Source organism: Nostoc sp. (assembly GCF_036917575.1).
In the GTDB taxonomy this organism is placed as follows: Bacteria; Cyanobacteriota; Cyanobacteriia; order Cyanobacteriales; family Nostocaceae; genus Nostoc.
In genome coordinates, this window is record NZ_JBALDC010000040.1 from 27,706 (window position 1) to 54,497 (window position 26,792).

Here is a 26,792-nt window from a genome sequence, read left to right on the forward strand (position 1 = left end):
ATTGAAACCTGATAAAATATCATTCAGCGTCAATGGCTGAAATTGCAATTAACTAAAATCCCTATTAGGGATTGAAACTAGTTCTAACTCCGGGTAATCGAGCATTGTTCCATTGCAATTAACTAAAATCCCTATTAGGGATTGAAACAAAAATCACAATATGATGAGGGTTGCTACCTCCTATTGCAATTAACTAAAATCCCTATTAGGGATTGAAACTTTTATTGGGTCTTGAATCACCTTATCAATTAAATATTGCAATTAACTAAAATCCCTATTAGGGATTGAAACAGATATTCAATAGCTTTTTGTTCCGTCAAACAAATTGCAATTAACTAAAATCCCTATTAGGGATTGAAACATTACAATGCCTATTCCTGAGTCTCAAAAACAATTAATTGCAATTAACTAAAATCCCTATTAGGGATTGAAACTTTTTGTTTTTGAGACAACCTTAAATTAACTTTTAATTGCAATTAACTAAAATCCCTATTAGGGATTGAAACCAAAAATTAGAGTATGCTTTACTCATGTTGCTCTCTCAGTACTGTCTACTATCTATTCACAGCGTATACTGAGAGAGGTTTTTTACCATTTGTCTGACTTTTCAAACAGTATCTTAGCTCGACTTTATCCAAAATTAAGACTCGGTTTTCATTATCCGGCAAAAACCCTAGCTTATTAGCAAATACTTTTTCCACCTCACAGATTATCGATGAAGTTAAAAAAGTAAAACTAATGTTCCATAAAGGTTTCAGTTGAAACGATCGCGTTGGGGAAAAAATGGATAAAGTCGAGTTTAGGAGGTAATTGACAATGCTGCAATATCTCAGGTTAAAAGACTTGAAGCTAGCGTGCGAATTCTATTCACCAGAACTTAAGTTAACACCAGTGTATTTAACCAAAATGCTGAATAATTGCTTCGGCAAATTCAGAACATTTTAAGGGTTTAACTGGCGGTTCTAGCAATCGGGCCAAATCGTAAGTGACTTGACTACTCGCGATCGCATCGCTTAAACCTTTCTTAATTAGGTCTGCCGCTTCTTGCCAACCCATAAATTCCAGCATCATCACACCAGATAAAATCACTGAACCAGGATTAATCCGATCTAAACCGGCGTGTTTCGGTGCAGTACCGTGTGTAGCTTCAAATATGGCACTAGAATCACCAATATTTGCTCCTGGCCCCATTCCCAATCCTCCAACAATGGCGGCGGCGGCATCAGACAAGTAATCGCCGTTCAAGTTCATCGTCGCCAAAATCGAATATTCATCCGGTCTGGTTTGGATTTGTTGAAAAATACTGTCAGCAATTCGGTCATTCACCAAAACTTTATCTTTCCATTTTCCCTCGCCGTGGGTTGCCCAAATTGAGTTAAGAACAGTTTCAACTTCCTTGACAATTTGCGCTTTTTTCTCTTCAGTGAGAGCATCAAACCCCGGATCGATCTCGCGGGCATTTTCTTCCAAGGAAATATTTGGATTTTTTTCCTTGTTACTTAAAATCCAAGATTCCCGTTCGGTAACAGTTTCTTGGCGAAATTCGCTCGTTGCTAGTTCATAACCCCAATCGCGGAAAGCGCCTTCGGTGTACTTCATGATGTTGCCCTTATGCACCAAAGTCACTTGTTGCTTGTGTTTGGGCAATAGCAAAGCGTGTTTAATCGCACGTCTAACTAGACGCTGGGAACCAGTTTTACTGATGGGTTTGATGCCAATACCAGAATCAAGAGGGATGCGTTTTTTCCCATGTTCTGGGGTACTGGGGATCAGTTCTTCATTGAGAATTTTAATTAAGCGATCGCCGATTTCGCTACCTTGTCGCCACTCAATGCCTAAATAAATATCTTCTGTATTCTCCCGATAAACAATTACATCTAGCTTTTCAGGATTTTTGTGGGGTGAGGGCGTACCTGCATAGTAACGGCAAGGACGCACGCAGGCATACAAGTCAAAAATTTGTCGCAGTGCCACATTTAAAGAACGAATTCCCCCACCAACGGGAGTAGTTAAAGGCCCTTTAATAGCTACACCATATTCTTCAATTGCCGTAAGAGTGTCTTGAGGTAAATACTGGTAAGTACCATATAAATCACAAGCTTCATCACCAGCGTAAACCTTGAACCAACTAATTTGACGCTGACCCTTATATGCTTTGGCTACCGCAGCATCTAGCACTTTTTGGGTAGCAGGCCAAATGTCTATACCTGTACCATCGCCACGAATAAAGGGGATAATTGGATTGTCCGGTACAGTTGGTTCACCATTTTTGAAGGTGATTTTTGCTCCGGTTCCGGGGGGGGTAATCTTTTCGTACATCGTTCACACACTCCTAATCGATACACTGCTAGTCAAAAAATCCTGATGTGGCAGGCTTGTATATTAGGGACTGGGTATTGGGTATTGGGGACTGGGTATTGGGAAGAGACAATGGAGTGATTTTTTAAATAATTCCCCTTCTTGTCCATGTTCCCCCAGTCCCCAGTCCCCAGTCCCCAGTCCCCAATCCGCAGATTTTCCCCTTATTCCCCTTGTACATTATTTGGGAATTAAGTGTGGGATTTCAGTGAAGCGATCGCAATTTTGTACGATCAAAAATAGTAAACTACTTTTCGCTATCAGTACTTCACTTTAGAGAATGCCCGATAGCTTACCGCTCTTTCACTGACCGTTAACACAAGAATGGCATGACAGACCCAATGATTTTATCAGGCCCTGCTAATGACATCGACTCTCTCCGAATACTGTTAATCACTGGGTCTGAAAAAGTCCAACAACAGATAATCCCACAATTAGCTGAGTTGGGTAATGAGGGATTAAACGTGTTGATGGAATTTTTACTGAAACGACGTGATAACCCAGTGACTTGGATTGACGGCAAAGCCTACCAAATGCTTTACAACTCTGATGCACCTCAAGCCAAAGAATTTTTGCGTTCCTATTTTCCTGAAGGAATTGTACCTCTAAAATCAGAGTGCGGGATTAATTACAATTCTTTGCAACAACTACTTGCTGCTCAAGATTTCCAAGCAGCCGATCGCGTCACCATCGAAAAAATGTGCGAACTATCAGGGCCAACGGCTGTACAACGAAAATGGTTGTATTTTACCGAAGTAGAAAATACCTCGTCTGTTGACTTACAAACCATTAACAACCTATGGTTAGTCTACTCCGAAGGTAAATTTGGTTTTTCAGTGCAGCGAGAAATCTGGTTGAGTTTGGGTAAAAATTGGGAGAATTTCTGGCCGAAAATTGGCTGGAAGGCAGGTAATAACTGGACGCGATACCCTAACGAGTTTACCTGGGATTTAAGTGCGCCTAAAGGTCACTTACCCCTTTCTAATCAACTTCGCGGAGTACGAGTTTTTGCTTCTTTACTTTCTCACCCAGCTTGGTCTAAAAATCCAGAAAAATAATTTTGAGCCTACGGACAAATAGACTTATGATCAATCCCACCAACAGAGAATTCTACGTCATTATTGAACGGGATGAAGATGGCTACTATGTCGGAGAAGTAACTCAGCTACAAGCCTGTTACAGTCAAGGGGAAACAATTGATAAGTTGATGGTTAACATAAAAGAAGTAATTGAACTTTGTTTATAAACAAAAATTGATGAAAAAAATACCAGAATTTATCGGTATTCAAAAGGTAGTGATTTAATAATTTCATGAAGTTTGAGTGGGACGAAAATAAAGCGGCAATAAATCTTTTAAAACATCAGGTTTCGTTTGAAGAAGCCAAAACTGTTTTCGACGATCCGCTTTATGTTGACTTCTATGATCCAGACCACTCTGATGATGAGGAGCGTTACCTTATTATTCGAGAGTCAAATCAGGGACGCTTACTAATCATGTCGTATACGGAAAGGGGAAATTCGATTCGTCTCATTAGTGCAAGAGAAGTAACGCGAGCCGAGCGAGAAGTATATGAAGAAGAATAAGCCAGAAATGGAAGAGGATTTGCGTTCAGAGTATGACTTAAAAAGCCTAAGAGTCAGAAAATTCGGCCTTGAACGAAAGAGCTTTGGTAAAACAACAATTCGTTTAGAACCTGATGTTGCAGAGGTTTTTCCCAATGCCGATGCTGTTAATGAAGCTCTAAGATTTCTGATTAGAGTTGTGCAGGACAATCAAGTTTCTGCACTTACAAAGCAGCCTCACAGTTCCTCAAAAGGGGCGGATAAAAGCCCCTAGTACTGAGTTGGAGGTTACTTGCCACATGATCCCAAACTAAAAATATCAAATCAGATAATGGCAAACGTTCGTCTAGAAGATATTAAGCGTAGATTCAATAACGTCACCGCAATTGAGGACATTAGCTTTGAAATTCCTGATGGCGAGTTTTGGGTTTTAGTCGGGCCATCGGGTTGTGGTAAGTCTACAATTTTGCGAACGATCGCCGGTTTAGAAACCGCTACATCTGGCAAACTCTATATTGGCGATCGCTTGGTGAATAATATCCCAGCCAGACAACGAGATGTGGCGATGGTGTTTCAAAACTACGCTCTTTATCCTCACATGAGTGTGGCGCAAAACATCGGCTTTGGCTTGGAAATGCGGAAGGTTGACCGAAAAATCATTCAAGAACGGGTGATGAATGTGGCGCAAGCCCTTTCTCTGGATCGCTTGCTAGATCGTAAACCCAAACAACTTTCAGGGGGACAGCAACAAAGAGTAGCATTAGGGAGAGCGATCGCTCGTGAACCACAAGTGTTTTTACTTGATGAACCTTTGTCTAATTTAGATGCCCAATTGCGCGATGATACCAGGGCAGAATTGAAACAGTTACATCAAGAATTAGGCATTACAACTATTTACGTTACCCACGATCAAGTTGAAGCGATGACTTTGGCTGATAAAATTGTCATCCTAAATCGAGGACGTATTCAACAAATTGGCGATCCCCAAACTATTTATGGAAATCCTGCTAATCAAATGGTGGCAGGTTTTTTAGGCAGTCCGCCAATGAATATTTTGCCTGGAATCTATCAAAACAATGGTTTTGATGTGAGTGGACAGTTATTAGCGATTCCAGCCGTTGTAAATGAAAAATTACACTTGCGTCAGGGACATAGTTTTAATTTAGGGATTCGTCCAGAGCATATTAAAATCAACACTGATTCAGAACGAGCTGATCCTCCCGCTACCGCTAACAGTACTCAAAACTCAGGACTATTATCAGTTGAAGTTAAGGTTGTGGAACCTTTGGGAAGAGAAACTTTGATTCGTGCTAGTTTACCTGGTTCGGAGGTGATGTTGAATATTCAAGTAGGCGGTAATATGCGTCTTCGTCTAGGCGATCGCCTTTCTCTACAGCTCGATTTAAATCATTTGTTTGTATTCGATCCCAAAACTGGGGACAGAATTTTATAAATAGTTTCTTAAACTGCCAGAAGTAATCGCTAATTTCTAATTTTTTGTAGCCAAAATCTAAGAAAATGAAAACTGCAATATAGACTCAATAGATTCGTTGTAAAAACTTATATGACTATTAATCGACGCCATTTCTTAGTTTTACTTGCATCGGGTGCTGGTGCTTTTGCATTAGACGCTTGTGCATCGGCAGAGAAATCTTCTCAGGGAAACACTGCAACTTCCAACACAACACCAAATACAGCAGCAAATACAGCAGCAAATACAACACCAAATACAGCAGCAAATACAACGGCAAGTACACCAGGTGCTATCCAACTACCACCTTTACCTTACGCTTACGAAGCACTAGAACCACACATCGATACCAAAACGATGCAATTTCACCATGATAAACACCACGCAACTTATGTGAAAAACCTGAATGCAGCGTTAGCCAAACATCCAGAACTCAAAGGCAAAACTGTTGAAGAAATGTTGCAAAAAATTGACAGCGTACCACAAGATATTCGCAAAATAGTACGTAATAATGGCGGTGGTCATGTCAACCACTCAATGTTCTGGCAAATTATGAAGCCGAAAGGTGGGGGAGAACCAACAGGGAATATAGCCACCGCAATTAATCAAAATTTTGGCTCTTTTGCAGCTTTCAAAAAACAGTTTAACGAGGCTGGTGCTGGTCGTTTTGGTAGTGGTTGGGTTTGGCTAGTGCGTAACAAGGGTGGCAAGTTGGAAGTGGCAACTACAGCCAATCAAGATACTCCCTTAAGTGCAGGTAAATATCCAATTTTGGGTAATGATGTATGGGAACATGCATATTATCTCAATTACCAGAATCGCCGTGCCGATTATTTAGACGCTTGGTGGAACGTGGTTAATTGGGATGAAATTAATAAGCGGTTTGCAGCAGCAAGTAAATTTGCCTGAAACCAGACAATAATTTAGAGTTATAGGGGCTTAAAAACTGGCTACAGAAACAACATTCTGCTGCCAGTTTTTTTTTAATGAAAAACGCAGTGCAAGTGTTCGCAATCGTCAGTCTAAAAACGTCAACTCAAACCTTGATTGCTTCGTCAACCGACAAAAGTTTTCCATCTCCTGAAATTGTTTTTGTGAACTCCGTTCACACGTTGTCACCACACGCTGATCTCCAACACTATAAACTGCTACTTTTACCAATTTATTTTGATTTTTGCTCACCTTCTCCCCGCAAGAGGGGAGAAGTCATTTTATGTGGCTAATTCATCCTTTCACTCAGCAACGCCTTTTTCTCGCACTGATTCCTCCTCAAAGCGGTTTTTGAGAAGGTACACCTACAGCACGAGGAAAATTAAGTGCTGTATTTGCTACCTTACGCACATAAAGGCAATGACGGATGCTATCACTTAGAGGAGTGGTAAATTTTTCAATTAACTCAATCACACCACCTAATTGGTTAACAGCATTTTGTAAATCTGTGGTTTCTTCCTTTGTCCAATTACCGCGATAAATTATGGCTAAACCTCCCTGTTTCAGGAGTGGTAAAGTATATTCTGCACAGACGGAGGCTGCCCCTACAGCACGGATCAATGCAATATCATAAGCTCGTCGATGCTGTGGGTGTTGACCAATTTCTTCCGCTCTACTAACAATAGTTTTGGCATTGGTTAGAGCAAGTTCATTTAATATATTGTCGAGAAAAATAATTTTTTTACGAGTGGAATCGAGAAGAGTAATTGTGCAATTAGGTACAGTAATTGCTACTGGAACACCCGGAAAACCCGCACCTGTACCAATATCGATGATAGCGGGAGAAGCAGGGTAAAAATTTGCTGATAACAAGGGCGCAATTCCCCGCAGAGAATCCCAGAGATGTTTTTCCCAAAACTCTTGGGGTTCAACGATCCGAGTTAAATTTTGTTGGCGATTACCTTCTAGGATTAACTCATAAAGCTTTTGAAGTTGCGTTTGCTGTTGGACAGAAGGTTGCCAATTGAGAGTTTGCTGCCAGATTTCTGCCATCTCAGGCAATAAATTTGTCATTTGTCATGGAGTATGGTTATTCTTTTTGTCCCCTTGTCTCCCTGCTCTCCTCTCACACCGTTGGTAAAGGTTCATTGACTTTGGATTCTAGTGTCTTTGGGTCTACTGATTGTAATTCACCGTGGTTGAGTGTCCAGCATCGATCTGCGATCGCTAACAGATCCCCAGCATCGTGTGTCACGATCAACAATGTCCAATCTTGTTTCAGTTTCGCTAATAAACTTACCAGTTGCCGACGCATTGACCAATCTAAACCAGCTGTGGGTTCATCCAATAACAGTAAATTTGGCTGGCGAATTAATTGCACTGCCAAAGCTAAACGTCGTTGTTGACCACCACTCAAAGCATAAGGGGCAGCAGATAGCGATAAATGCTCTAATCCCACTTCACTCAGCGCCTGTCTGACTCGTTCTGATCCTAACTCAGGATGTCCTAAACGCAATTCTTCTAAAATCGAACCACCACAAAAGTGTCGCTCTGGAAACTGAAATACCAACCCGGCTAATTGTTGTAGTTGTTCGGCTATAAGTTCTTGTTCCCGCCAGAAGAGAGCGCCAGTAGTGGGTTCGGCTAGTCCCGACAAAATTTCTAGTAAGGTACTTTTACCCGAACCACTCGGGCCAATAATCAGACCTAGCTGCTGGGGTGCTAATTCTAAATTGATCGATTTGAGAATCGCTGTTGGACACGCTGTCGGATGATAATTTACATTTCGGAGATAAAGCATTTGTTAAGATTACCAAAAAGTCAGCAAATTACTGATTAGCTACACTGAGAGGATCTGAAAAATTCTGGAAAAATTTATAACGCATTACCTGGATTAACACCTTAATTTAGCAGCAAGAATTATTCACTTTTTCTTTATTGTGGCAGACTAAGCCTGAAATAATGGTTAAAGCAAGCCTAGAAACATAGAAAGATTACCAATATATAAGAAAATTTTGGTTGAAGCAGAGGTAAGTTAAAATTAACCATTTTTGCATTCTAAGTAACACATACAACTATTTCAACCGCAATTATTCTGAGGGTTAAAATGATTAAAAGGTTTTATTCGCCTCGATTAGTAGTGTTTGCTAAACTCACTACCTTTGCTCAGACTGCTTTTGCAACTGCGTTCGCACTTAATTTGTGGGTAAATCCCTCTTTGGCTGGCGATCCATTTCGCAATCGCGAACCTCATCCAATTGGCGACCAAACAGAAGCAGCTTTTAAAGCGATTTTTCAACAAGGTAACTATCCAGCAGCAGCTCGTTATCTGGAACAAGCACTATCCAAAGAGCCAAATGAACCTCTAGCTTATGCTATGCAGGCATCTTTAGCATACGGAAATAAGGATTGGGCTAAACTTGACACCTATAGTCAGAAAACTCTAGAAACAGGACAAAAACTGATTCCTAGCGATCCATTACGTGGTAATTTATACACTGCTGTTGGTCATTTTTTAGAAGGTGCAGTAGTTATCACTCGTCAAGGTACAGTCAACGGTGTACCCCAAGCCTTGAGTCGGCTGCGACAAGTTTATGAATATTTAGACAAAGCCGAAGCGATTTCTGCCAACGATCCAGAACTGAATTTAATCAAAGGTTATATGGATTTATTATTGGCGGTTAATTTGCCTTTTGCTAGCCCAGATCAGGCAATTCAACGCTTAGAACAAAATGCTTCTCCTCAATATCTAGTGGATCGGGGTATTGCTCTTGCTTACCGAGATTTAAAAAGGTATCCAGAGGCACTAGAGTATGTGAATCGGGCGATTCAAACCACATCCGATAATCCAGAAATTTATTATCTCAAAGCCCAAATCCTTAAACAACTGGGGCAAAAAGAAAAAAGCCAGCAGATGTTCCAGGAAGCGATCGCTAATTTTGACAAAGCATTGACTAAAAAATCCCAACTACCAGGCGATTTAGTCAAACAAATTGAGCGCGAACGCAGAAGTGCAGTTAGTCTTAAAAATCCTGGATAATTGGGCATTGGCGATTAAGTTTTTTTTACTATGCCCTATTCCCCATTTTGATATGCTTATTTCCAAGAGAGTAATTGAGATATTAGACCAAAATGGAGATTCAGTTCCGCGAAATTAATCCTTTTGATGTGTGGATTTGGCTGAAATTCAGTACAAATCCTTCTGCGCGTGAAAAGCAATATGTAGAAGAAGTTTTCAATTCCTGGTTTTATCTGGGTAAATTGGGTGCATTTAATGCAGAGAATCTCCAGGTGCAGGACACTGGACTCGATATCAGCTACATGAATTATGATGAACAAGGCTATGACAAAAGCCTACTAGCATTGATGCATAACATTGGTGAATTTGAATATGAGGGACAATGGGGACGTTGTTGGTTTGACTTAGGAACCAGTGATGCGATCGCTCTGGATATTTTAATCAATGCCCTCACTCAACTAAATCAGGAATATGTCACCATTGAAGAATTATACATCGGTGGCGAAAATCCAGATTGGCCTATTGAGGATAGCGAAAGTCGTCCTCAGTCTATTTATGAGAATTAATTATAAAAATGAATAAAGCAGGCGAAATTCGCGTAATAGCTTTGGGGCTAATTCGGAATGGCGATGGCATATTTCTTTCTGAAGGCTACGATCCCGTAAAACAACAAACATTTTATCGGGCTTTAGGCGGCGGGGTCGAATTTGGCGAAACCAGCCGTGCCGCCTTAGAACGAGAGTTTCAAGAGGAAATTCAGGCAGATTTAACAAATATTAAATATCTCGGTTGTATAGAGAACCTGTTTACATTTAATGGTAGGCAAGGTCATGAAATTATTCAGCTTTTTCAATGTGACTTTGTTGATTCCAAATTTTATCAACTGGAAAGTTTAATTTTTTCCGAATCGCCACATCATAAACATAGAGCGTTATGGATAGATATATCTCGCTTGAAATCTGGGGAATTCAGATTAGTACCTGAAGTCTTTTTTGAATATTTATAAATCATTTGGAAATCGCACTCAGCAAAAACACAATATACTGATTGAGTTAATTCTGCTTTAGATTTTGCCACCATTCCTGCACAATAAGCACTCATCTTATGATCAAAATTGGGAATCAGGGCGGCCGCATCATGTCAACAAGCAAAGTCTATTCTCAATAGAACTAAAAACAATGTCATTAACTCTTGCTTATTGCGAAAATTTTAGGCGATCGCTTTGGGGCTTAAAAAATAATTAAGCGCGAAATCCTGATTTTTTCGTTGGTTCTTAACCTTCGTTGTGATCAAGAGTAATTTAGATGCGTTTGCCCTGAATTGGGAATGCAATCGCTCCCCTAGCCGAAGTAGTAGGGTTTGAGTAGAAGCAAGTGTTGAGTTGATTCAAGAAACCCAAACTACGTTGAAGGCGATTGCACTAATGCCTCAGCTACATAGAGAATTGGATATTTTTTAAGAATGGGTTCTATAGTGATTTCTGTCAAATGTACACTTAACTCAAGCATATAACCTGTTTCTGTAAAGCAATAAAGGGCTGTAAATGAGTCTGTATTGGCAGCTTGCCATAGTCCGATAGTACGACCAATACGTTTTAGTTCTAAGTAAACTTTTTCATCATTTGTAATGAACTTGAGGCAATTTGGTTCGCTTCCTTTGATAGTTACTATTCCAGATTCTAGTTCAATTTGTTTGCCTTCTAGAGTGAGCTTGTTACTGCGAATCGCTTCCCACCCAAAATGACCTATCATCTCGGCAACTTTATACCCTTGCTTATATAGCTCTTCTGCTTTTTTATGCTCTTTCTGGACACTTCGCTCAAGTTCAGCCCGAATATGGTATGGATATCCAGCGTCAGCAGCGTCGTAAGTTCCTGTATGTTCTTTTAAAAGTTTAAGACCAGCAGCCGGAAGAGGATTCCATAAATGAAGATTTGCAATATTAACCTTAGCCACAGATATTCCAGCTTCAGCTGCTTTAGCATACGCAAGATATGCAAGTGAATAAAGTTTTAATTCAGAAAACGCACGCCCTAGATTATTTGCAGCAGTTCCTTGAACATCAACCTGATCTGCACATTGAGCGAAATAAGTAAGCAAAGAAGACCATTTATGATCGAGAGCCAACTCTGTGAGGGCGTTGAGCATAATTGAAGAGTCAGCTTTATCGCTTAAACCAGTTAATAAAATAACTAGTTTCTCAAGAAAGTGAGGCTTTTGGTCAAGATTTTGCCACGTTTCTACAGTTTCAGTTCTAAGGTCTCTATCTTCACTTACCATTGCTTGTCGTAAGTTGTTAAGTGCTATCTCTTGCTCACCGATTTTGAATCTCTTCTTAGCTAAATAAAGAGTTGCCGGGTTAGAAAATAAAGTAGCATTTTTGGCTGTAGCTAGACGTAGGCATTCTTCATAATAGGAGATGGAAGCAGCAACACGAGATTCAAATAAGCCAAGCCAAAACTGGCAATGGTAAGTATTACGTAATTCAGGAGCTAACGACTCTAGCTCCTTTAGAGGGTTACGTTCTTCCCGATCACTATTTAGCAATCTCACAATTTTAATATTTGCTTTATCTTCGTTGGTGGATGCAGTTTCTTCAAGCCGATCAAATATCGTGTTAGCTTTCTCTACTTCTCCACGTTGCAAAAGCTTAATTGCTTGAGGTAGAGATGAAGACTGTTCTATGTTTTCTTCAACAAGCTCTGATAGAGATGAAGACTGTTCTATGTTTTCTTCAATAATCTCTATTTTTTGATAAGCTTCAATTTGTTTAGAAAAAGTTTGATATCGTTGACTTAAACGTGTCTTAATATTACCACCGACCGCCTGAGCGACTGCAATTAAGAGATTTTTAACTTCTTCTCGATCAGATGCTCGCACTGTTTGATAGTCAGCCATAGTACTAGCTAGCTCACTTGGGCTTGTACCAACTAGTAAGGGTGCATACAACTGATTGCGTCCCCAAGCAGCTCCAGCTTCAAAGAAAAGCCACTCACGTTCCTTGGATTGCTGAGTAATGATAGCAATAAATGCTCGTGAAGATTGTGCGGCTGCTTGTATCTGGGGTTTGTAACCGATGTTAGATGGACGTAGACCACCTGCCCCAGCAACAAAAACGTGAGGTCGAGGTTCTATTGCTGCCTCAATCAGTTCTTTAAGAGCAACTGCAAGACTTTGATCGGGGCTAGTACGATAGGAAATAAATACCTCAAATTCACTGGAAACCTTTTCAGTTTTGAAACTACTATTGCTTGACTGGCTTATTTGAACTACCGAGGATTGTAGAGATGCATGAACATTGTCTGACATAATTTGTTCTGAGCGGGCAGCCTTGTAATAAGTTTTTTGAGCAGCAAGACCAAGTATAGCTTTCTGTTTTTCAGAAGCAATATAGTTCACTTTAAAAAAGAAAATGAGGGGAGGTGTGAAATTGCGCGATCGCTCTCCACAACAATAACTATTGTTTAACTACTGCTTAAAGAATAGCCACTTTAGCGATCGCACCTTGCATTCTCGCAGTAATTTGAAATTAAAGTAAATCTTCTTCAGATAGCTGGGCTATTTTCATTAAAGCTTTCAAGATTCCAACTTTCAAATCTTGATTGCAGTGAACAGGAATTGACAGGATTTTTTCTACTTAAGGGTTTTCATAAATATGATGACTGCCAGTAATTATCAGGGTTTGATCTACATCAATTGCCGTTAAGGTTTGGAGTTTTGCACTCCTGACTAGTCTAGATTCCAGTAATAAATCAACATTAGGGGCGTACAGATATACGCCCCTAATTGGTATTTCGCAAAACCAAAGGTATTAAGTTCTAAGGTACCTCAATGGGAATCAAAGTATTTTCTGGCAAATAGTTGGAAAAACGCCCTTCATCTGCAAGCACCAAAATCAGGCGTAGAGGAGAATCTGGCGGAACTTGCAAGTCTGCCCACGGCACTGCTAACTCTAAACAACTATTTAAAGCTACTTGAGCGCGACTGAAACGGGGATGCCATTGATGATTGTCTCCAGCTTCCCGAAACTGAATCGATTGCGTTAGCAAGTTAACTTCTAAAAGATGGTGAAAAAGGTAATTAAGTGGGGCTGCATCTGGTACATCTGCCAAGGGAACTGGGCTATTGACCATTGCTTTTTCTGGATAGAACCACAGCAAATTCAACTCTGTTGGCAAATCCTGCCCTGGTGCAGCGCCACTTTTGAAGTCCAGCCGCAAATAGAAATTCAGGTGATCGACTCCATACCAAAGTCGCTGGATGACGCTGCTATTGTGCATCGTTCCCCGCGCTCCGCCGATTTCTATGCGTCCAGCTTTGTCCCAGTCTTGTTCGTCACCCCTACCATCAATCACGGGATGAATAAACCCTTGTGGGGTGTGATTTCCCTGTGCTTGGTGGTTTTCCACTGGTTGCTTGAGATAGGGCGGTACAGGTTCATTTAATGCCTTGTAAATACCAAATAAGTGTTCTCGAAACAACCGATCAAAGATGGCATCCTGATTTGAAGAGTGTCCTGCACCAAACCACCAGAACCAGTCGGAACCCTCTGCGGCATACAATGCTTCCCACGCTTCGGGGTTGTTTTCTTCCGTCGCTTCGGGATGACTTGCGAGCATAATTCTTGCTTCTGTTAAATAATCCCAAGCACGATTTTTGGCGGGATCGCCAATCCAAGTGGTGAAACTGCCATCTACCCAAGAACCACTATGTAGTTGTCCTCCAGGAATAGTTGCTGTAGCTGGAAATTCTTCGAGAAATTCGGAGACGGTGACAAGTTTGAGGTGGGGTTCATCGCTCAAACTTTGATACAAAGCTTCTAGAAAGGGTTTGCCATCTTGGGGATAAAATTCCCAGCAATTCTCGCCATCCAAAGCGATGGTAACTAGCCAAGGTTGTTCGCTTTGACTATCTCTTTGCATTTTAGCGATCGCTTGCAAATGTCCCACTAAATCTGCTGCTGCCTGTTTTGCTGGCATTGCACTATAAGTAAAGCCAATCAAATCTGATAATCTATGGTCACGAAACACAATTGATAAATCACCCTCGGCGGTTTGGAGGCGATAGGGTCGGTACAGCAGTTCTGGTTGCTGCACATTTCCCGCTCCATCCCGATGAAAAAGATGTTTCAGCGTCGACCCTAAGACGGTTTCATCTGAGCATATCCACTTAAATCCTTGGTTAATAATATCTGGAAGTATTGCTGGACTTACTGATTGTTCTGAAGGCCACAAACCACGAGGTATCTGTCCAAAGCGGTCTTGATAAATGTCCCAAGCTTTCCGCAAGTGGCGGGGAATATCTTCTGCCCACTGAAAGCGTTGTTTAGGTAATGTCATATTGGGCACAGCTACCCGACCGGAGTTAGTATCAGCTAGCAAAGGTAAAATCGGGTGGGTGTAAGGCGTAATGGTAACTTCTAGCTGCCCCGCATCTTGCATTTTCCGATGTTGGGGAATAATTCGGCTCAAGATTTCTCGCTGTTTGGAATAAATGCGCTGGCGATCGCCTAAAGTAAAATTCCGACCCTGTTTTAACCAAGCAGCAATTTCTGGGTCATCCCAAAATAGCGGATCGATCCAAGCCAAATTGTGCCAAGCTAGCAAATCACCATAATCTGACAACTCCCAATTTGCCAAACACCAAGCTTGCCCTTTTTCCTGCCTTTGCTGGTACAACTGGGCATAGCGAGGATGAGGATCGATCAAGGTATGGTGATTGGCATCAAAAAAGTGTTGGATAATAAATTCGCGCTGTTGGTAGGTGAGTTGTTCATCTGGCGTTAAGCTGGCTGTGAGATAAGGGTCAAAAGCAGTGCCAGCAATATAATCTTCAAGTTGCAATATCAGCGATGGAACTAAATTCACCGTTTGGTGTAACTTAGGATATTGCTCTAAGAGTAATACTAAATCCAGATAATCCTTAGTTCCATGCAAACGTACCCAAGGTAGGCGGTACTGCTGACTTGGAGATAGCGAAACGCCGCTGCCAGGAGATTTGTACAGCGGCTGATGTTGATGCCAGATAAAAGCAATGTAGAGAGGATGGGACATAAGAATAGTTAGGAGTTAAGAATAAGGAGTTAGGAGTTGATTCAAAACTCATAACTCCTAACTCCTAACTCCTAACTTTTACACCACTTGCTCAATTTCTGCAATTTCGGGAATCATTTCCTTAAGGCGACGCTCAATACCCATTCTCAGGGTCATTGCAGAACTGGGACAAGAACCACAAGCACCTTGCAGCCGCAGTTTTACAACGGGCCCGTCAAGTTCTACGAGTTCCACGTTGCCGCCATCAGACATGAGATAAGGGCGCATTTCATCTAAGACTGTTTCAACGTTGTCAATTGTGAGTTCCATAGTTTAGACCTGCTAAGTTAAGGATGGGTATGGGGAATGGAGAATGGGGCATGGGGCATAGTAAAATAATAACGATCCCTATCACCAATGCACCCTTACTCATTAACCATTATCCAAAGTTTTATTTTCCAGCTTTGTTAAATCGATCCTAAATCTAGTTGCCGATAAATTGTCAGGTGTCAGTTTTTAATGACTTTTGACTAAACCACTGCTGATTTTAGCAACTTGAGATTAGATTAGCTGAAACTTTGTTTCCCTTTGAGCCTCCTACTTTACTCTAGCCTTTAGGTTCTGTTTTGCAGTCCAACGGAAGACAGGATTTTAGGCTCCTCAGTACACTCCCTGTAAAAAAGGGTCAAAAATCTATTTCTCGTAAATGGAGTAAAGTCGAGCAAAAGCCAATATTTAAGCGTTTGTTGTATTTTGTTCTTCAACCGAATGGCATTCAGTTAAGATACAGCCGTTGCTCCAACTAGTTAAAAGGGCTTTTCTTAGTATCATTCGTTTTTCAACCCAATCTATAATTATATAACTTTAATGGTTATGGAAAGAACTCTTCCCAATTTTAAATTTAGTTATTAAATAATAGTTGCTCAAAAAATTTAAATTTAAAATCTCAAAACCCAGTATTGGTAATGTTCCAAATGACCAATGACCAATGACTAAATCAACACTCAGCACTACTTGTTGAGTCGCCATCATTAGACGAAACCATAACTGGTTGTTGATATAGTGGCACGGTAAATGTGACTGTTGAGCCAAGTCCTTCGCCCAAACTATAAAAATGTACCTCGCCGCCCATTGCCTCCACGAGCTTTTGAGATATTGCTAATCCCAAACCTGTGCCGCCGTACTGGCGAGTGCGGGAACCATCGACTTGAGAGAATAATTGAAACAGTTTATCTTGTTTGTCTAAGGAAACACCAATACCAGTATCTGCTACACGTACTTTCACCATCCCAGGAAATTGCTGCTCTTGAAAGTTTGCCTTTTTGAGTACTAAATCGGCACTGACGGTAACGCCACCCTCATGGGTAAATTTGATCGCATTACCTACCAAATTGATCATTACTTGTAGCAACCGTTGGTAGTTGCTTTGGACAATGATTTCATCGGAGGTAGCAGGCATTTGCATCTGGAAGCTGAGGTTTTTCATTTCTGCTTGGGGACGCATGAAACCTTCTACAGCGCTGAATAGCTCATCTAGCTTGACTGGAGCGTAAGCTAGCTCCATTTTCCCAGCTTCAATTTTGGCAATGTCCAAAATATCGTTAATGATATTTAGCAGATGTATCGATAAGTGATGAGCTTCTGCCAAAAACTGATTTTGTTCTTCTGGATCGTCTGCCATCCCTTCTAAAATCAGCTTCAAAAAGCCAATCATACCGTTAAGGGGGGTACGAATTTCATGGGATACATTAGCTAGAAACTCGCTTTTGAGGCGGGAAGCTTCTTCGGCTTTTTGACGCGCTATTTCTAATTCTTCATATAAAGTAGCATGAGCGATCGCAGTTCCCAATTGATCTGCTGCTTCTTTTGCCAGTTCTAATTCCAGTTCTGTTAATGTATAGCATTCATCCTGCCAATTCAAGGCAACCAATCCATTGGCTTGGTCTTGATAGCAAGTCGCAACTACCAAAGTTCTCTGCCGCCCAGACTCTTTGTATCCAGGCACTTCCATCATAACTGGTTCTAGGGTTGCCAAGGCTTGAGCAAAGGCAGGCTCAGAAGCTATATCTATATCTAAGCCAAGCATTGATTTGAGTTCTTGCTGGCGATACTCAGCCTTCACCTGCACTTTTGAGCTTGAGGGCTGATAAGGACAAATAATGCAGCGTTCTACCCGCAGTGCTTTCCCCAAACTGTCAACTGTTTGCTGCCAAATAATATCCAAATCCAATGTCCGGCGAATATTTCTGGTAATGCGATTTACGAGTTTTTGGTGTTGTTGCGATCGTAAAGCTAACTCTATTTGTGTGGGCGTTTTTGCTGCCGCACACGCCTGTTTTTTGTTGAGTGTCGCTTGTACTAACCGTCCCATCACTAAAACTGTAGTGGCAGTTGTTCCCAAACTCGGCATAATCGGACTAATCGCTAAGTCCAACTCAAATAATTCCTTGTGATAGCTAAACCAACACTGAAACCTTTCTGGTACCAAACTTGTCAAAATTCGGTGCAATCGTTCCAAATAAGTAACCTTATCCACCGGGGCAAAGGTTTGAGTCTGGTTTAGGTCGTCAACTATTTTTTCAGTATTTAACCCCAGGAGTTCGCTATACTGCCAATAAAAGGTCAGATAGTGTCCTGCCCCATTTTGCGTATAAACCAATTCAGCTCCTAGAGTTGGTAATGAGCCATCAGTATTACTGGTAATGGATTCCAGGTTTTGGGAAAATACATTCGACAATTGGGAATTGGCAGTAATAGTCATTAATTGAGTTGGATAGACAAAGAGTATCCGACCGTAATTTTACTAAAGCCGCTGAAATTTATACATAAATTTTTACAGCTTTCTTGTGTTTTATAAGGTATTTTTTGGTGTTTTGAAAACCAGATTGGCAAACTTTACTTTTTTTAACTTGCATTGACTAGTTAAATAATGGCCTCAATCATTCCATTCACCGCGAGGAGGAACAGAAGTACGCACAGGTGTACGCGTTAGTTCGTCATCTCTGAGGAGTTCACCCCGTAACCACTGGCGAATCGCCACCTCAATTACTTTACTTGGGTCATTGGTGAGATGCTGAATTTGCTTTAGTAACTCGGAGTCTAGGCGGACAGCAATTTCTACCTTATCGGCTTGTGTATTTTCCGCTTTGGTAGTTTTCTCTCTCATATTCATAGGTTTATATACTCTAAATTCTTGGAATTGGTTTTGTCTAAAGCTTTGTAAAGTAGTTATATTCATTATTTGGGCTAATTCGCAAAAAAATTTTCAAGTGCACAATTAAATATTTCCCTGAAATAGCACCAAAGTAACAGCTTTAAGTTTTAAATCGCATTTTTCATATAACTGACTAGACAATAGCTCTAGAAGTTTTGCTAATAAATCAGCGCTCATAGGCAATTACTAGTCGCAATTACCCATGAACCCTACACGATCTCTACATGTACTTATTTACATTTATTGTACGCTCCTAGCTGTTGAATACTAGCAGCGACAAATAGACTTTCATAATATTCTTAAATGGCCACCTATTTAGCTCGAAAGTTAAAGATGGGGTGAAGAGGGGAAAGAGGCAGGGGTGCAGGGGAGCAAGAGAGCAGGGGAAGAATAATAACTCTTAACTCTTAATTCTTAACTTTTAACTCCTCACTCAGCACTCAGAACTCAGCACTAAAAGCGGAGCGTCTTGGCTAAGAAAGCATTAAAATACATTAAGTAAATTGCCCTTTTAACTTTGGTTGCTGCTAAGGCAAAGATAGTATATGACTGACGTTCCCGCAGTTCGCATTCGCAATTTTTGTATTATTGCTCACATCGACCACGGGAAATCAACCCTCGCCGATCGCTTGCTACAAGCTACTGGCACTGTTGAAGACCGACAGATGAAGGAACAGTTTCTCGACAATATGGATTTGGAACGGGAGCGCGGCATTACAATTAAGCTGCAAGCTGCCCGGATGAACTACACAGCCAAAGATGGTCAGCAGTATGTGCTGAACTTGATTGATACTCCGGGACACGTGGATTTCTCTTATGAAGTCTCCCGCTCTCTTGTTGCTTGTGAAGGAGCGCTATTGGTAGTAGATGCGTCCCAAGGTGTAGAGGCGCAAACTTTGGCTAATGTATATTTAGCTTTAGAGAATAACCTGGAAATTATCCCGGTTTTGAATAAAATTGATTTGCCAGGGGCTGAACCAGAACGGGTAATTGGCGAAATTGAAGAAATTATCGGTCTAGATTGCAGTGGGGCGATTCTGGCTTCTGCTAAAGAAGGAATTGGTATTGATGAGATTTTAGAAGCAGTTGTTGAACGGATACCGCCACCACCAAATACGATAAATGAACGCTTACGAGCGTTAATATTTGATAGCTATTACGACAGTTACCGGGGAGTAATTGTGTATTTTCGGGTGATGGATGGCACCCTTAAAAAAGGCGATCGCATCCATTTAATGGCATCTGGTAAAGAATTTGAAATTGATGAAGTGGGTGTCCTTTCTCCGACTCAAAAGCAAGTTGAAGAACTGCACGCTGGGGAAGTCGGCTATTTGGGAGCGGCAATTAAAGCTGTAGCTGATGCACGGGTAGGAGACACAATTACCCTCAGTAAGGCGAAAGCAGATGCACCCTTACCAGGTTACGCAGAAGCGAACCCGATGGTTTTTTGCGGAATGTTCCCCATTGATGCCGATCAATTTGAAGATTTGCGCGAAGCCTTGGAAAAGCTGGAACTCAACGACGCAGCGCTGCACTACGAACCAGAAACTTCCAGCGCGATGGGGTTCGGTTTCCGTTGCGGGTTCTTGGGTTTGCTGCACATGGAAATTGTCCAAGAACGTCTAGAGCGAGAGTATAACCTAGATTTAATCATTACAGCCCCCTCAGTGGTTTATAAGGTGATTACCCTGAAAGGTGAGGAAGTGTACATTGATAATCCTAGTCGTTTGCCTTCTCCCAACGATCGCGAAAGAATTGAAGAACCTTACGTGCAAGTTGAGATGATTACCCCGGAAACTTATGTCGGCAGTTTGATGGAGTTGTCACAAAATCGTCGGGGGATCTTCAAAGATATGAAATATCTCGCCCAAGGACGAACCACCCTCACTTATGAGCTACCCTTGGCGGAAGTCGTGACTGACTTTTTCGATCAGATGAAATCGCGATCGCGCGGTTATGCCAGTATGGAATATCACCTCATCGGCTACCGTGAAAATCCTTTGGTGAAGCTGGATATCATGATTAACGGCGATCCTGTGGATTCTTTGGCGATGATTGTACATCGAGATAAAGCTTACAACGTTGGGCGGGCAATGGCAGAAAAACTCAAGGAATTAATTCCCCGCCATCAATTCAAAGTGCCAATTCAGGCATCTATTGGCAGTAAAGTTATTGCCAGCGAACATATCCCGGCTCTGCGGAAAGATGTGCTAGCCAAATGCTACGGTGGTGACATCAGTCGCAAGAAAAAACTTTTGCAGAAGCAAGCAAAAGGTAAAAAGCGGATGAAATCTGTAGGTACTGTAGATGTACCCCAGGAAGCCTTTATGGCAGTACTGCGCTTGGATCAAAGCTAATAGAATTCAGCTAAATCATGTATTGCGCGTAGGGTAGGTTCCTCCTGCCCCTGACTTGAAAGTGCTGAGTGCTGAGTGCTGAGTGCTGAGTGGGAAATCTCACTTAATTTACTCAGAACTCGGAACTCGGAACTGTTTTGCCCCCTACCCCCTGCCCCCTACCTTCTGTTACTGTTAAAAAATCAAAAAATTTTAGTAAAAGTACTCACTACACTGGTCAGACCTGTATTTTTAGGTAAATGTAGTTTGTTAGATATTTATAAAGTGTTGGGGAGGCTTGTAGATGAAGATACTGGTACTAAGTTGGGAGTTTCCACCAAGGATTGTTGGGGGAATTGCGCGACACGTGGCGGAGTTATACCCGGAACTGGTAAAGCTAGGACATGAAATTCACCTGATTACAGCAGAGTTTGGTCACGCATCGATGTATGAGGTAGTTGAAGGAGTAAAGATACATCGAGTGCCAGTGGCATATAGTAATGACTTTTTCCACTGGGTAGTCAATCTCAACTTGAGTATGGGAGATCACGGTGGTAAGTTGATTTTAGAAGACGGGCCTTTTGATTTAATTCATGCCCATGACTGGTTAGTTGGAGATGCTGCGATCGCTCTCAAGCATAATTTTAAAATACCACTAATTGCCACAATTCACGCTACAGAATACGGACGCTGTAACGGTATTAACACTGATATTCAAGGTTATATAAATGGCAAAGAAACCTTGTTAGCTTTCAACGCTTGGCGGATTATCGTTTGTAGCGATTATATGCGCCAAGAAATAGAAAGAGCATTGCATAGTCCTTGGGATAAAATGGATGTCATTTATAACGGTATCCGAGCCGAAAAGAAACAGCATCACGTAGATTTTCATCCACTAGATTTTCGCCGCCAATTTGCCACAGACAATGAGAAAATCGTTTATTACCTCGGTCGCATGACCTACGAAAAGGGTGTACCAATATTACTCAATGCTGCACCTAAGATCCTTTACCAAATGGGAGGTAATGTTAAATTTGTGATCGTTGGTGGCGGGAATACTGACCATCTCAAGCGCCAAGCCTGGAATTTGGGAATTTGGCATCATTGCTATTTTACCGGTTTTCTCTCCGATGAATACTTAGATAAATTTCAAACTGTTGCAGACTGCGCGGTGTTTCCGAGTCTTTACGAACCCTTTGGGATTGTTGCTTTAGAAAGCTTTGCCTCTCGTGTACCTGTAGTAGTTTCTGATACTGGTGGTTTTCCTGAAGTGGTGCAACATACCAAAACAGGCATTGTCACTTGGGTAAACAATCCTGATTCTTTAGCTTGGGGAATTTTAGAAGTGTTGAAAAATCCAGGTTATCGCCAATGGCTGATAGATAATGCTTATGAGGATTTAGAGCGACGCTTTAGCTGGTCGAAATTAGCCAATCAAACAGAACAAGTGTATCAGCGAGTTGTCCAAGAGCGATCGCAAATAGCGTGGTAATATAGCAATCCGATTTGATTCCTAAATTATTCGTAGAGACTAGAGACTAGGGACTAGGGACTAGGGACTAGGGACTGGGGACTGGGAAAAAGGAATAAAGGTGTACTGAGTTTTTTCACGCAATCAAATATGAGTCCTATATATATCCCCGACTTCTTAAAGAAATCGGGGATATAAAATTTTCTTTAAACTTGCATAAATCTTTAATCAACCTTTGATGAGTATAGCCTTAACGGTAGATTGGGTCTTTTTACTAATTCGCTATTTTGGTGTAGATGAACGATTTGGTAAAAGAAAAGATTTACGAGGTTTAATTGATGCGGCACATCAAAATATAAAACTATATGGGGTTGCGATCGCAAACTTATCAGCCATTGACTAAATACCAACGCTGTAGCGCCAGTCGTTGAATTTCGCGCCAAGGAATCTTATGCTTTCGGGCTAAGTCTGCACAATCTTCATATTCTGGCTGCACATTTGCAATAACTTTTTCTGGTGATTGCTTTTTCCATGCTATTTTGACACGCACTTTGCCATATTCAATTTCCACTTGTTGAATTTCCCGTTGTAAAATGGCGCGTTGCTGAGTTGTTCGCCGAATGCCCAAAGTTGTAGTTTCGCGGAAAATAACCGCTTCACAACTGAGTAAATTTTCTGGATGACAAATCACAGTTAGCAAAATCCCCGGACGGGACTTTTTCATACCGATCGCTTGGGTAAAAACATCCAGCGCCCCAGCCGCAAACAACGCCTCAAACACATAGCCAATCGCTTGTGGACTTAAATCATCAATTTGGGTTTCTAATACCGAAATGGTTTCCAAGTTTGAGCTAGTAGCTTCCAAATCACTGAAATTTGCCTGTAAACTAGCGCTTTCACCCAACCAGAGGCGTAAAATATTGGGAATGGGTAAATTTATGGTTCCTGCTCCCAGTCCTATCTGCTTGATAGCGATCGCAGGTGGCGAACCAAAATCTCTTGCCAAAGTAGTGGCGATCGCCGCTCCTGTTGGTGTTACTAATTCTCTGTCAATACCATTGCTATAAACTGGACAACCCCGCATTTCCCACAGCTTTAATACCGCTGGTACTGGTACTGCCATCTGACCATGTGCAGCCCGAACAGTGCCACCACCAGTTGGAAACGCCGAGCAGTAAAGTAGGGGCAATCCTTCGTTATTGCTTTCAATCCCCAACCAATCTAACCCCAGGCAAGTGCCCACAATATCTACGATCGCATCTATAGCACCCACCTCATGAAAATGAACTTTTTCAGGCGAAATGCCATGCACCGCCCCTTCTGCTACTGCTAGCTGTTGGAATACTGCCAAACTCCAAGCTTCTGCCCGTGGTGGTAACGCCGCTTTGATAATCATCCCCTCTATTTCTGGCAAATGGCGTGTGTGATGGTGACTGTGTTCGCGATCGTGGTGATGATGGTGATGGCGATCGTCGTGTACTAAATCTACATGGACTTTAGTCGCCTGCTGACCATTCCGTTGAACAAGTTCTGCTTTTAACTGATATTCCTGTTCAATACCCAACCCATTAAGTTTTGCAATTAAATACTCCACAGGAACACCCAAACTGACTAAAGCACCCAGGCACATATCACCAGAAATTCCTGTCGGACATTGAAGATAAGCAATTTTATTCATAAAAAATTAGTCATTAATCATTAGTTATTAGTCATTAGTCAAGAATCATTTTTTATTCTCTCCTATCCCCAATTCCCAGTTCCTAGTCCCCATTACCCCTTATCCCAATCCCCGTCCTATGGCAAAAATTTTCCCAGTTCATCCGGATAATCCTCAAATTCGCCGAATAGAGGAAGTAAAGTCGGCGCTCTCTGGTGGAGCAGTCATGCTTTACCCTACTGATACAGTCTATGCGATTGGTTGTGATTTGAATGCTAAGTCGGCGGTAGAACGAGTGCGGCAAATTAAACAGCTAGCAAACGATAAACCATTGACATTTTTATGTCCCTCACTTTCAAATGTGGCAACTTATGCCTTCGTAAGTGACACAGCCTATCGGATTATGAAACGCCTAATTCCAGGGCCATACACGTTTTTGCTCCCAGCTACGAAGTTGGTACCACGATTGGTGCAAAGCCCCAAGCGGAAAACTACTGGAATTAGAGTACCAAACCATACTGTATGTTTGGAATTGCTGGCAGCGTTAGGCAATCCGATTATTTCAACTTCAGCACATCTGCCATCAGATGAACTAGATAATGGCATGATTCGGATAAATCCTGAAACGATTCAGTCGCGGGTAGAGCTATTCGATCGTTTGGACAAGTTGGTAGACATAATTGTAGACACTGGTGAGGAACCTACATTTGAAGTATCTACTATCTTGGATCTGACCGGAGACGAAGCAGCAATTATACGGAGGGGTTTAGGTTGGGAAACAGCAGCAGCATGGGTATAAAAATTCCACTTCACAGGCGCACCTCTTTGTTTCGGAAATTGTGATAAAAATCACTCCAGTTTTAAAATTGTCATATTTAAAAGCGATGTCTAGGATTGACTGTTCGGTGAGGCAGTAGATATAAGAGGATGGTGGCAACACTTGACACAGTAAGGTATTTGACAAGTTTAAAAAAATGGCGGGTACTCGTGTGCCAGCGTTGAGATGGTGGCTTGTGAACGAAACCGACACATTGCCATAACTGTAACTCTTTCGTATTTCCTATAGTTTTAATATATGAGCTTTAGATGTGAGCATTATATACGGCAAGTCTTGATGGATGAATGCCTAAAGATTCTCCAGCCTTGGACGGTCTTGATTGCTGTGTCTGCGTTGTAATTACGGTGCAATACTACTGGAAAAGTCATGAAAGCTAACGTCGTCAGTCTACCAAACTCTACACCCATTTTTGAGAATCACATTTCAACTGAAGAATTTTCAGATAGCAGCAGCGATCGCTTGATTCAATTGCTGTCTAAGGAAATGCAAGCGCAAGTGAAAGCAACACCCAAGTGTGTAGAAGCTTTAGCAAAGCGCATAGCCGTAGAAGTAGAACGCATTTGCGACAAAAGCTCCCGCATTCAAACATCTGGGGAAATCAAGTCCTGGCAAATGACGTTGGGCAGGCATCGGATGCAAAAATGCTTACGTTACTACCAACTAGGTTCCAAGCAAGGGCGGGTAGAATTACATAGCAATTTGGGTGCTATGGTCTACCGTCATGTAACTATGTCTGGTTCAGAGTTGGGCTTTGATGCTCGTTACAGCCTGATTGAAGATTTTTTACAAGCATTTTATATCGAAGCAATCAAAGCTTTCCGTAGAGAAAACGAACTACCAGAGAATCACACGCCGCGTACTCAGCTGCAATTAGCTGAATACATGGCTTTTACAGAGCAATATGCCAAACGCCGGATCAATTTACCTGGTGGTGCAAATCAGCAATTGATTATCTTGCGCGCTCAAGGTTTTGCTCGTCGTCAGCCCCAAGAAACTACCGTGGATATTGAAATGGCGGTAGAGTCTGCTAAGGGTGAAGAAGCAGAATCTTACCAACGTAACTCGGCGGTGCAACAGCTGCGATCGCAAATGATTGCCCAAACTAATTTCGATCCATCTGAAGAATCAGAACGCGATCGCGTCATCACTGAATTGATGAAATATCTGGAGTCTCAAGGTCAATCTGATTGTATGAATTACCTCAGTTTGAAACTTCAAGACCTTTCAGCCCCAGAAATTGACCAAATTCTCGGTTTAACTAGCCGTCAGCGCGATTATCTCCAACAACGGTTTAAATATCATGTAGAAAAGTTTGCCAAACAACACCACTGGCAATTAGTACATCAATGGTTAGGCGCGGGTTTAGAGCAAAAATTGGGTTTATCTTGCCAGCAGTGGGAAATCTTTGTGAATCAACTCACAGAACAGCAACAGCAAATATTACAGTTAAAAACTGCACGAGAAAACGACGTTGCGATCGCTAAAGCCATTAAATGCACCCCCAAACAGCTGCAAAAGCGCTGGACTCAACTTTTAGAACTAGCATGGGCTATCCGCAACGGTCATACTGAAGCTCAAACAGGTTGAAGCCAAGACGAAATCACTAAAATTTATCCAAGCTAAATTGCAGTTATTAAAAATGTTGTAATGCCTGCCTGAATTTAATTCAGCGTCACCCCAGCACATATTAGATTATTCATGAAACTTATCGCCACGCTACAGTCAGGCGTTTTCCCTACGTCGTTTTTTACGAGTTTATGAACAGGAGATTATTGTCTACGCTGTTTTCCATTGTTCCCAATATTTAGAAAAATGGCGTAGTTGCTTGCAATAGTTGGTTTTTGAGACTATAGATAAATCCATTATTTTAACTATTATCTGAAGAACTGTAACTCGTTCTTACG

At 41.5% G+C, this 26,792-nt stretch carries 23 protein-coding genes and 1 CRISPR repeat array (1 of these 24 running past the window's edge); of the genes, 14 read left to right on the forward strand and 9 right to left on the reverse strand.

What is annotated here, in order from left to right; genetic code table 11:
* Positions 1-506: a CRISPR direct-repeat array (repeat unit 37 nt; unit sequence ATTGCAATTAACTAAAATCCCTATTAGGGATTGAAAC) (it extends 101 nt beyond the left edge of the window).
* 391 nt (positions 507-897) lie between these two features.
* Entirely contained in the window at positions 898-2,319 is a 1,422-nt protein-coding gene (locus V7K79_RS09960) for an NADP-dependent isocitrate dehydrogenase (RefSeq protein ID WP_335047090.1), read from the reverse strand.
* Positions 2,320-2,687: 368 nt separating this feature from the next.
* On the opposite strand from V7K79_RS09960, the gene V7K79_RS09965 reads away from it, so the two are divergent.
* From V7K79_RS09965 to V7K79_RS09990, 6 genes are all read left to right on the forward strand, one after another.
* Complete coding sequence (locus V7K79_RS09965; RefSeq protein WP_335047092.1) at positions 2,688-3,416, forward strand: GUN4 domain-containing protein; 729 nt, start codon at positions 2,688-2,690, stop codon at positions 3,414-3,416.
* 26 nt (positions 3,417-3,442) lie between these two features.
* Entirely contained in the window at positions 3,443-3,604 is a 162-nt protein-coding gene (locus tag V7K79_RS09970) for a type II toxin-antitoxin system HicB family antitoxin (protein ID WP_335047094.1), read from the forward strand.
* A 65-nt stretch (positions 3,605-3,669) separates the two neighbouring features.
* Complete coding sequence (locus V7K79_RS09975; RefSeq protein ID WP_335047096.1) at positions 3,670-3,942, forward strand: BrnT family toxin; 273 nt, start codon at positions 3,670-3,672, stop codon at positions 3,940-3,942.
* Entirely contained in the window at positions 3,929-4,195 is a 267-nt protein-coding gene (locus V7K79_RS09980) for a hypothetical protein (RefSeq protein ID WP_335047097.1), read from the forward strand. The genes V7K79_RS09975 and V7K79_RS09980 overlap by 14 nt, the downstream gene beginning before the upstream one ends.
* 57 nt (positions 4,196-4,252) lie before the next feature.
* Entirely contained in the window at positions 4,253-5,374 is a 1,122-nt protein-coding gene (locus tag V7K79_RS09985; RefSeq protein ID WP_335047098.1) for an ABC transporter ATP-binding protein, read from the forward strand.
* Between the two features lie 111 nt (positions 5,375-5,485).
* Positions 5,486-6,301 carry a superoxide dismutase gene (locus V7K79_RS09990; RefSeq protein WP_335047100.1) on the forward strand — a complete coding sequence of 272 codons (816 nt, stop codon included), beginning with the start codon at positions 5,486-5,488 and terminating at the stop codon, positions 6,299-6,301.
* Positions 6,302-6,661: 360 nt separating this feature from the next.
* Here V7K79_RS09990 and rsmG read toward each other — a convergent pair whose 3' ends face one another.
* Positions 6,662-7,396: a 16S rRNA (guanine(527)-N(7))-methyltransferase RsmG gene (rsmG, locus tag V7K79_RS09995; protein ID WP_335047102.1), complete on the reverse strand. Its 735-nt coding sequence runs from the start codon at positions 7,394-7,396 to the stop codon at positions 6,662-6,664.
* A 52-nt stretch (positions 7,397-7,448) separates the two neighbouring features.
* Positions 7,449-8,123 (reverse strand): ABC transporter ATP-binding protein, encoded by a 675-nt coding sequence (locus V7K79_RS10000; protein WP_335047104.1) that lies wholly within the window; start codon positions 8,121-8,123, stop codon positions 7,449-7,451.
* 306 nt (positions 8,124-8,429) lie between these two features.
* On the opposite strand from V7K79_RS10000, the gene V7K79_RS10005 reads away from it, so the two are divergent.
* From V7K79_RS10005 to V7K79_RS10015, 3 genes are all read left to right on the forward strand, one after another.
* Complete coding sequence (locus tag V7K79_RS10005; protein WP_335047106.1) at positions 8,430-9,362, forward strand: Sll0314/Alr1548 family TPR repeat-containing protein; 933 nt, start codon at positions 8,430-8,432, stop codon at positions 9,360-9,362.
* A gap of 92 nt (positions 9,363-9,454) precedes the next feature.
* Entirely contained in the window at positions 9,455-9,907 is a 453-nt protein-coding gene (locus V7K79_RS10010) for a DUF3531 family protein (protein ID WP_335047108.1), read from the forward strand.
* A gap of 8 nt (positions 9,908-9,915) precedes the next feature.
* Positions 9,916-10,347 (forward strand): NUDIX hydrolase, encoded by a 432-nt coding sequence (locus tag V7K79_RS10015; RefSeq protein ID WP_335047110.1) that lies wholly within the window; start codon positions 9,916-9,918, stop codon positions 10,345-10,347.
* 394 nt (positions 10,348-10,741) lie between these two features.
* Here V7K79_RS10015 and V7K79_RS10020 read toward each other — a convergent pair whose 3' ends face one another.
* The 5 genes from V7K79_RS10020 to V7K79_RS10040 all read right to left on the reverse strand — a co-directional run bounded on the left by V7K79_RS10020 (position 10,742) and on the right by V7K79_RS10040 (position 18,544).
* Positions 10,742-12,649 (reverse strand): hypothetical protein, encoded by a 1,908-nt coding sequence (locus V7K79_RS10020; RefSeq protein ID WP_335047112.1) that lies wholly within the window; start codon positions 12,647-12,649, stop codon positions 10,742-10,744.
* Between the two features lie 509 nt (positions 12,650-13,158).
* On the reverse strand, positions 13,159-15,393 hold the full coding sequence (locus tag V7K79_RS10025) for a glycoside hydrolase (protein WP_335047115.1): 2,235 nt from the start codon (positions 15,391-15,393) through the stop codon (positions 13,159-13,161).
* 78 nt (positions 15,394-15,471) lie between these two features.
* Positions 15,472-15,702 carry a NifU family protein gene (locus V7K79_RS10030; RefSeq protein ID WP_012408256.1) on the reverse strand — a complete coding sequence of 77 codons (231 nt, stop codon included), beginning with the start codon at positions 15,700-15,702 and terminating at the stop codon, positions 15,472-15,474.
* Between the two features lie 667 nt (positions 15,703-16,369).
* On the reverse strand, positions 16,370-18,133 hold the full coding sequence (locus V7K79_RS10035) for a sensor histidine kinase (protein WP_335047118.1): 1,764 nt from the start codon (positions 18,131-18,133) through the stop codon (positions 16,370-16,372).
* 174 nt (positions 18,134-18,307) lie between these two features.
* Positions 18,308-18,544, reverse strand: a complete 237-nt coding sequence (locus V7K79_RS10040) for a hypothetical protein (protein ID WP_335047119.1) — start codon at positions 18,542-18,544, stop codon at positions 18,308-18,310.
* Positions 18,545-19,131: 587 nt separating this feature from the next.
* On the opposite strand from V7K79_RS10040, the gene lepA reads away from it, so the two are divergent.
* The 3 genes from lepA (at position 19,132) to V7K79_RS10055 (ending at position 22,796) form a co-directional block, all read left to right on the forward strand.
* On the forward strand, positions 19,132-20,943 hold the full coding sequence (gene lepA, locus V7K79_RS10045) for a translation elongation factor 4 (protein ID WP_335047121.1): 1,812 nt from the start codon (positions 19,132-19,134) through the stop codon (positions 20,941-20,943).
* Positions 20,944-21,226: 283 nt separating this feature from the next.
* The gene (locus tag V7K79_RS10050; protein WP_335047124.1) at positions 21,227-22,414 is read left to right on the forward strand and encodes a glycosyltransferase family 4 protein; all 1,188 of its coding nucleotides are present in this window, start codon (positions 21,227-21,229) and stop codon (positions 22,412-22,414) included.
* 217 nt (positions 22,415-22,631) lie between these two features.
* Entirely contained in the window at positions 22,632-22,796 is a 165-nt protein-coding gene (locus V7K79_RS10055; RefSeq protein ID WP_335047127.1) for a hypothetical protein, read from the forward strand.
* On the opposite strand, the gene larC is transcribed toward V7K79_RS10055, so the two are convergent.
* The gene (gene larC, locus V7K79_RS10060) at positions 22,782-24,071 is read right to left on the reverse strand and encodes a nickel pincer cofactor biosynthesis protein LarC (protein ID WP_335047129.1); all 1,290 of its coding nucleotides are present in this window, start codon (positions 24,069-24,071) and stop codon (positions 22,782-22,784) included. The genes V7K79_RS10055 and larC overlap by 15 nt on opposite strands.
* Positions 24,072-24,189: 118 nt before the next feature.
* Between larC and V7K79_RS10065 the strand changes: the two genes are divergently transcribed.
* A complete protein-coding gene (locus V7K79_RS10065; protein ID WP_335047132.1) occupies positions 24,190-24,849 on the forward strand; it encodes an L-threonylcarbamoyladenylate synthase in 660 nt (219 codons plus the stop codon).
* A gap of 405 nt (positions 24,850-25,254) precedes the next feature.
* Complete coding sequence (locus V7K79_RS10070; protein WP_335047135.1) at positions 25,255-26,475, forward strand: HetZ-related protein; 1,221 nt, start codon at positions 25,255-25,257, stop codon at positions 26,473-26,475.
* Positions 26,476-26,792: the final 317 nt, after the last annotated feature.

Bases quoted from the DNA above. Each gene is read 5' to 3' on its own strand.
- V7K79_RS09960 (WP_335047090.1), bottom strand. From the start codon at position 2,319: ATGTACGAAAAGATTACCCCCCCCGGAACCGGAGCAAAAATCACCTTC.
- V7K79_RS09965 (WP_335047092.1), top strand. From the start codon at position 2,688: ATGACAGACCCAATGATTTTATCAGGCCCTGCTAATGACATCGACTCT.
- V7K79_RS09970 (WP_335047094.1), top strand. From the start codon at position 3,443: ATGATCAATCCCACCAACAGAGAATTCTACGTCATTATTGAACGGGAT.
- V7K79_RS09975 (WP_335047096.1), top strand. From the start codon at position 3,670: ATGAAGTTTGAGTGGGACGAAAATAAAGCGGCAATAAATCTTTTAAAA.
- V7K79_RS09980 (WP_335047097.1), top strand. From the start codon at position 3,929: ATGAAGAAGAATAAGCCAGAAATGGAAGAGGATTTGCGTTCAGAGTAT.
- V7K79_RS09985 (WP_335047098.1), top strand. From the start codon at position 4,253: ATGGCAAACGTTCGTCTAGAAGATATTAAGCGTAGATTCAATAACGTC.
- V7K79_RS09990 (WP_335047100.1), top strand. From the start codon at position 5,486: ATGACTATTAATCGACGCCATTTCTTAGTTTTACTTGCATCGGGTGCT.
- rsmG (WP_335047102.1), bottom strand. From the start codon at position 7,396: ATGACAAATTTATTGCCTGAGATGGCAGAAATCTGGCAGCAAACTCTC.
- V7K79_RS10000 (WP_335047104.1), bottom strand. From the start codon at position 8,123: ATGCTTTATCTCCGAAATGTAAATTATCATCCGACAGCGTGTCCAACA.
- V7K79_RS10005 (WP_335047106.1), top strand. From the start codon at position 8,430: ATGATTAAAAGGTTTTATTCGCCTCGATTAGTAGTGTTTGCTAAACTC.
- V7K79_RS10010 (WP_335047108.1), top strand. From the start codon at position 9,455: ATGGAGATTCAGTTCCGCGAAATTAATCCTTTTGATGTGTGGATTTGG.
- V7K79_RS10015 (WP_335047110.1), top strand. From the start codon at position 9,916: ATGAATAAAGCAGGCGAAATTCGCGTAATAGCTTTGGGGCTAATTCGG.
- V7K79_RS10020 (WP_335047112.1), bottom strand. From the start codon at position 12,649: ATGTCAGACAATGTTCATGCATCTCTACAATCCTCGGTAGTTCAAATA.
- V7K79_RS10025 (WP_335047115.1), bottom strand. From the start codon at position 15,393: ATGTCCCATCCTCTCTACATTGCTTTTATCTGGCATCAACATCAGCCG.
- V7K79_RS10030 (WP_012408256.1), bottom strand. From the start codon at position 15,702: ATGGAACTCACAATTGACAACGTTGAAACAGTCTTAGATGAAATGCGC.
- V7K79_RS10035 (WP_335047118.1), bottom strand. From the start codon at position 18,133: ATGACTATTACTGCCAATTCCCAATTGTCGAATGTATTTTCCCAAAAC.
- V7K79_RS10040 (WP_335047119.1), bottom strand. From the start codon at position 18,544: ATGAATATGAGAGAGAAAACTACCAAAGCGGAAAATACACAAGCCGAT.
- lepA (WP_335047121.1), top strand. From the start codon at position 19,132: ATGACTGACGTTCCCGCAGTTCGCATTCGCAATTTTTGTATTATTGCT.
- V7K79_RS10050 (WP_335047124.1), top strand. From the start codon at position 21,227: ATGAAGATACTGGTACTAAGTTGGGAGTTTCCACCAAGGATTGTTGGG.
- V7K79_RS10055 (WP_335047127.1), top strand. From the start codon at position 22,632: ATGAGTATAGCCTTAACGGTAGATTGGGTCTTTTTACTAATTCGCTAT.
- larC (WP_335047129.1), bottom strand. From the start codon at position 24,071: ATGAATAAAATTGCTTATCTTCAATGTCCGACAGGAATTTCTGGTGAT.
- V7K79_RS10065 (WP_335047132.1), top strand. From the start codon at position 24,190: ATGGCAAAAATTTTCCCAGTTCATCCGGATAATCCTCAAATTCGCCGA.
- V7K79_RS10070 (WP_335047135.1), top strand. From the start codon at position 25,255: ATGAAAGCTAACGTCGTCAGTCTACCAAACTCTACACCCATTTTTGAG.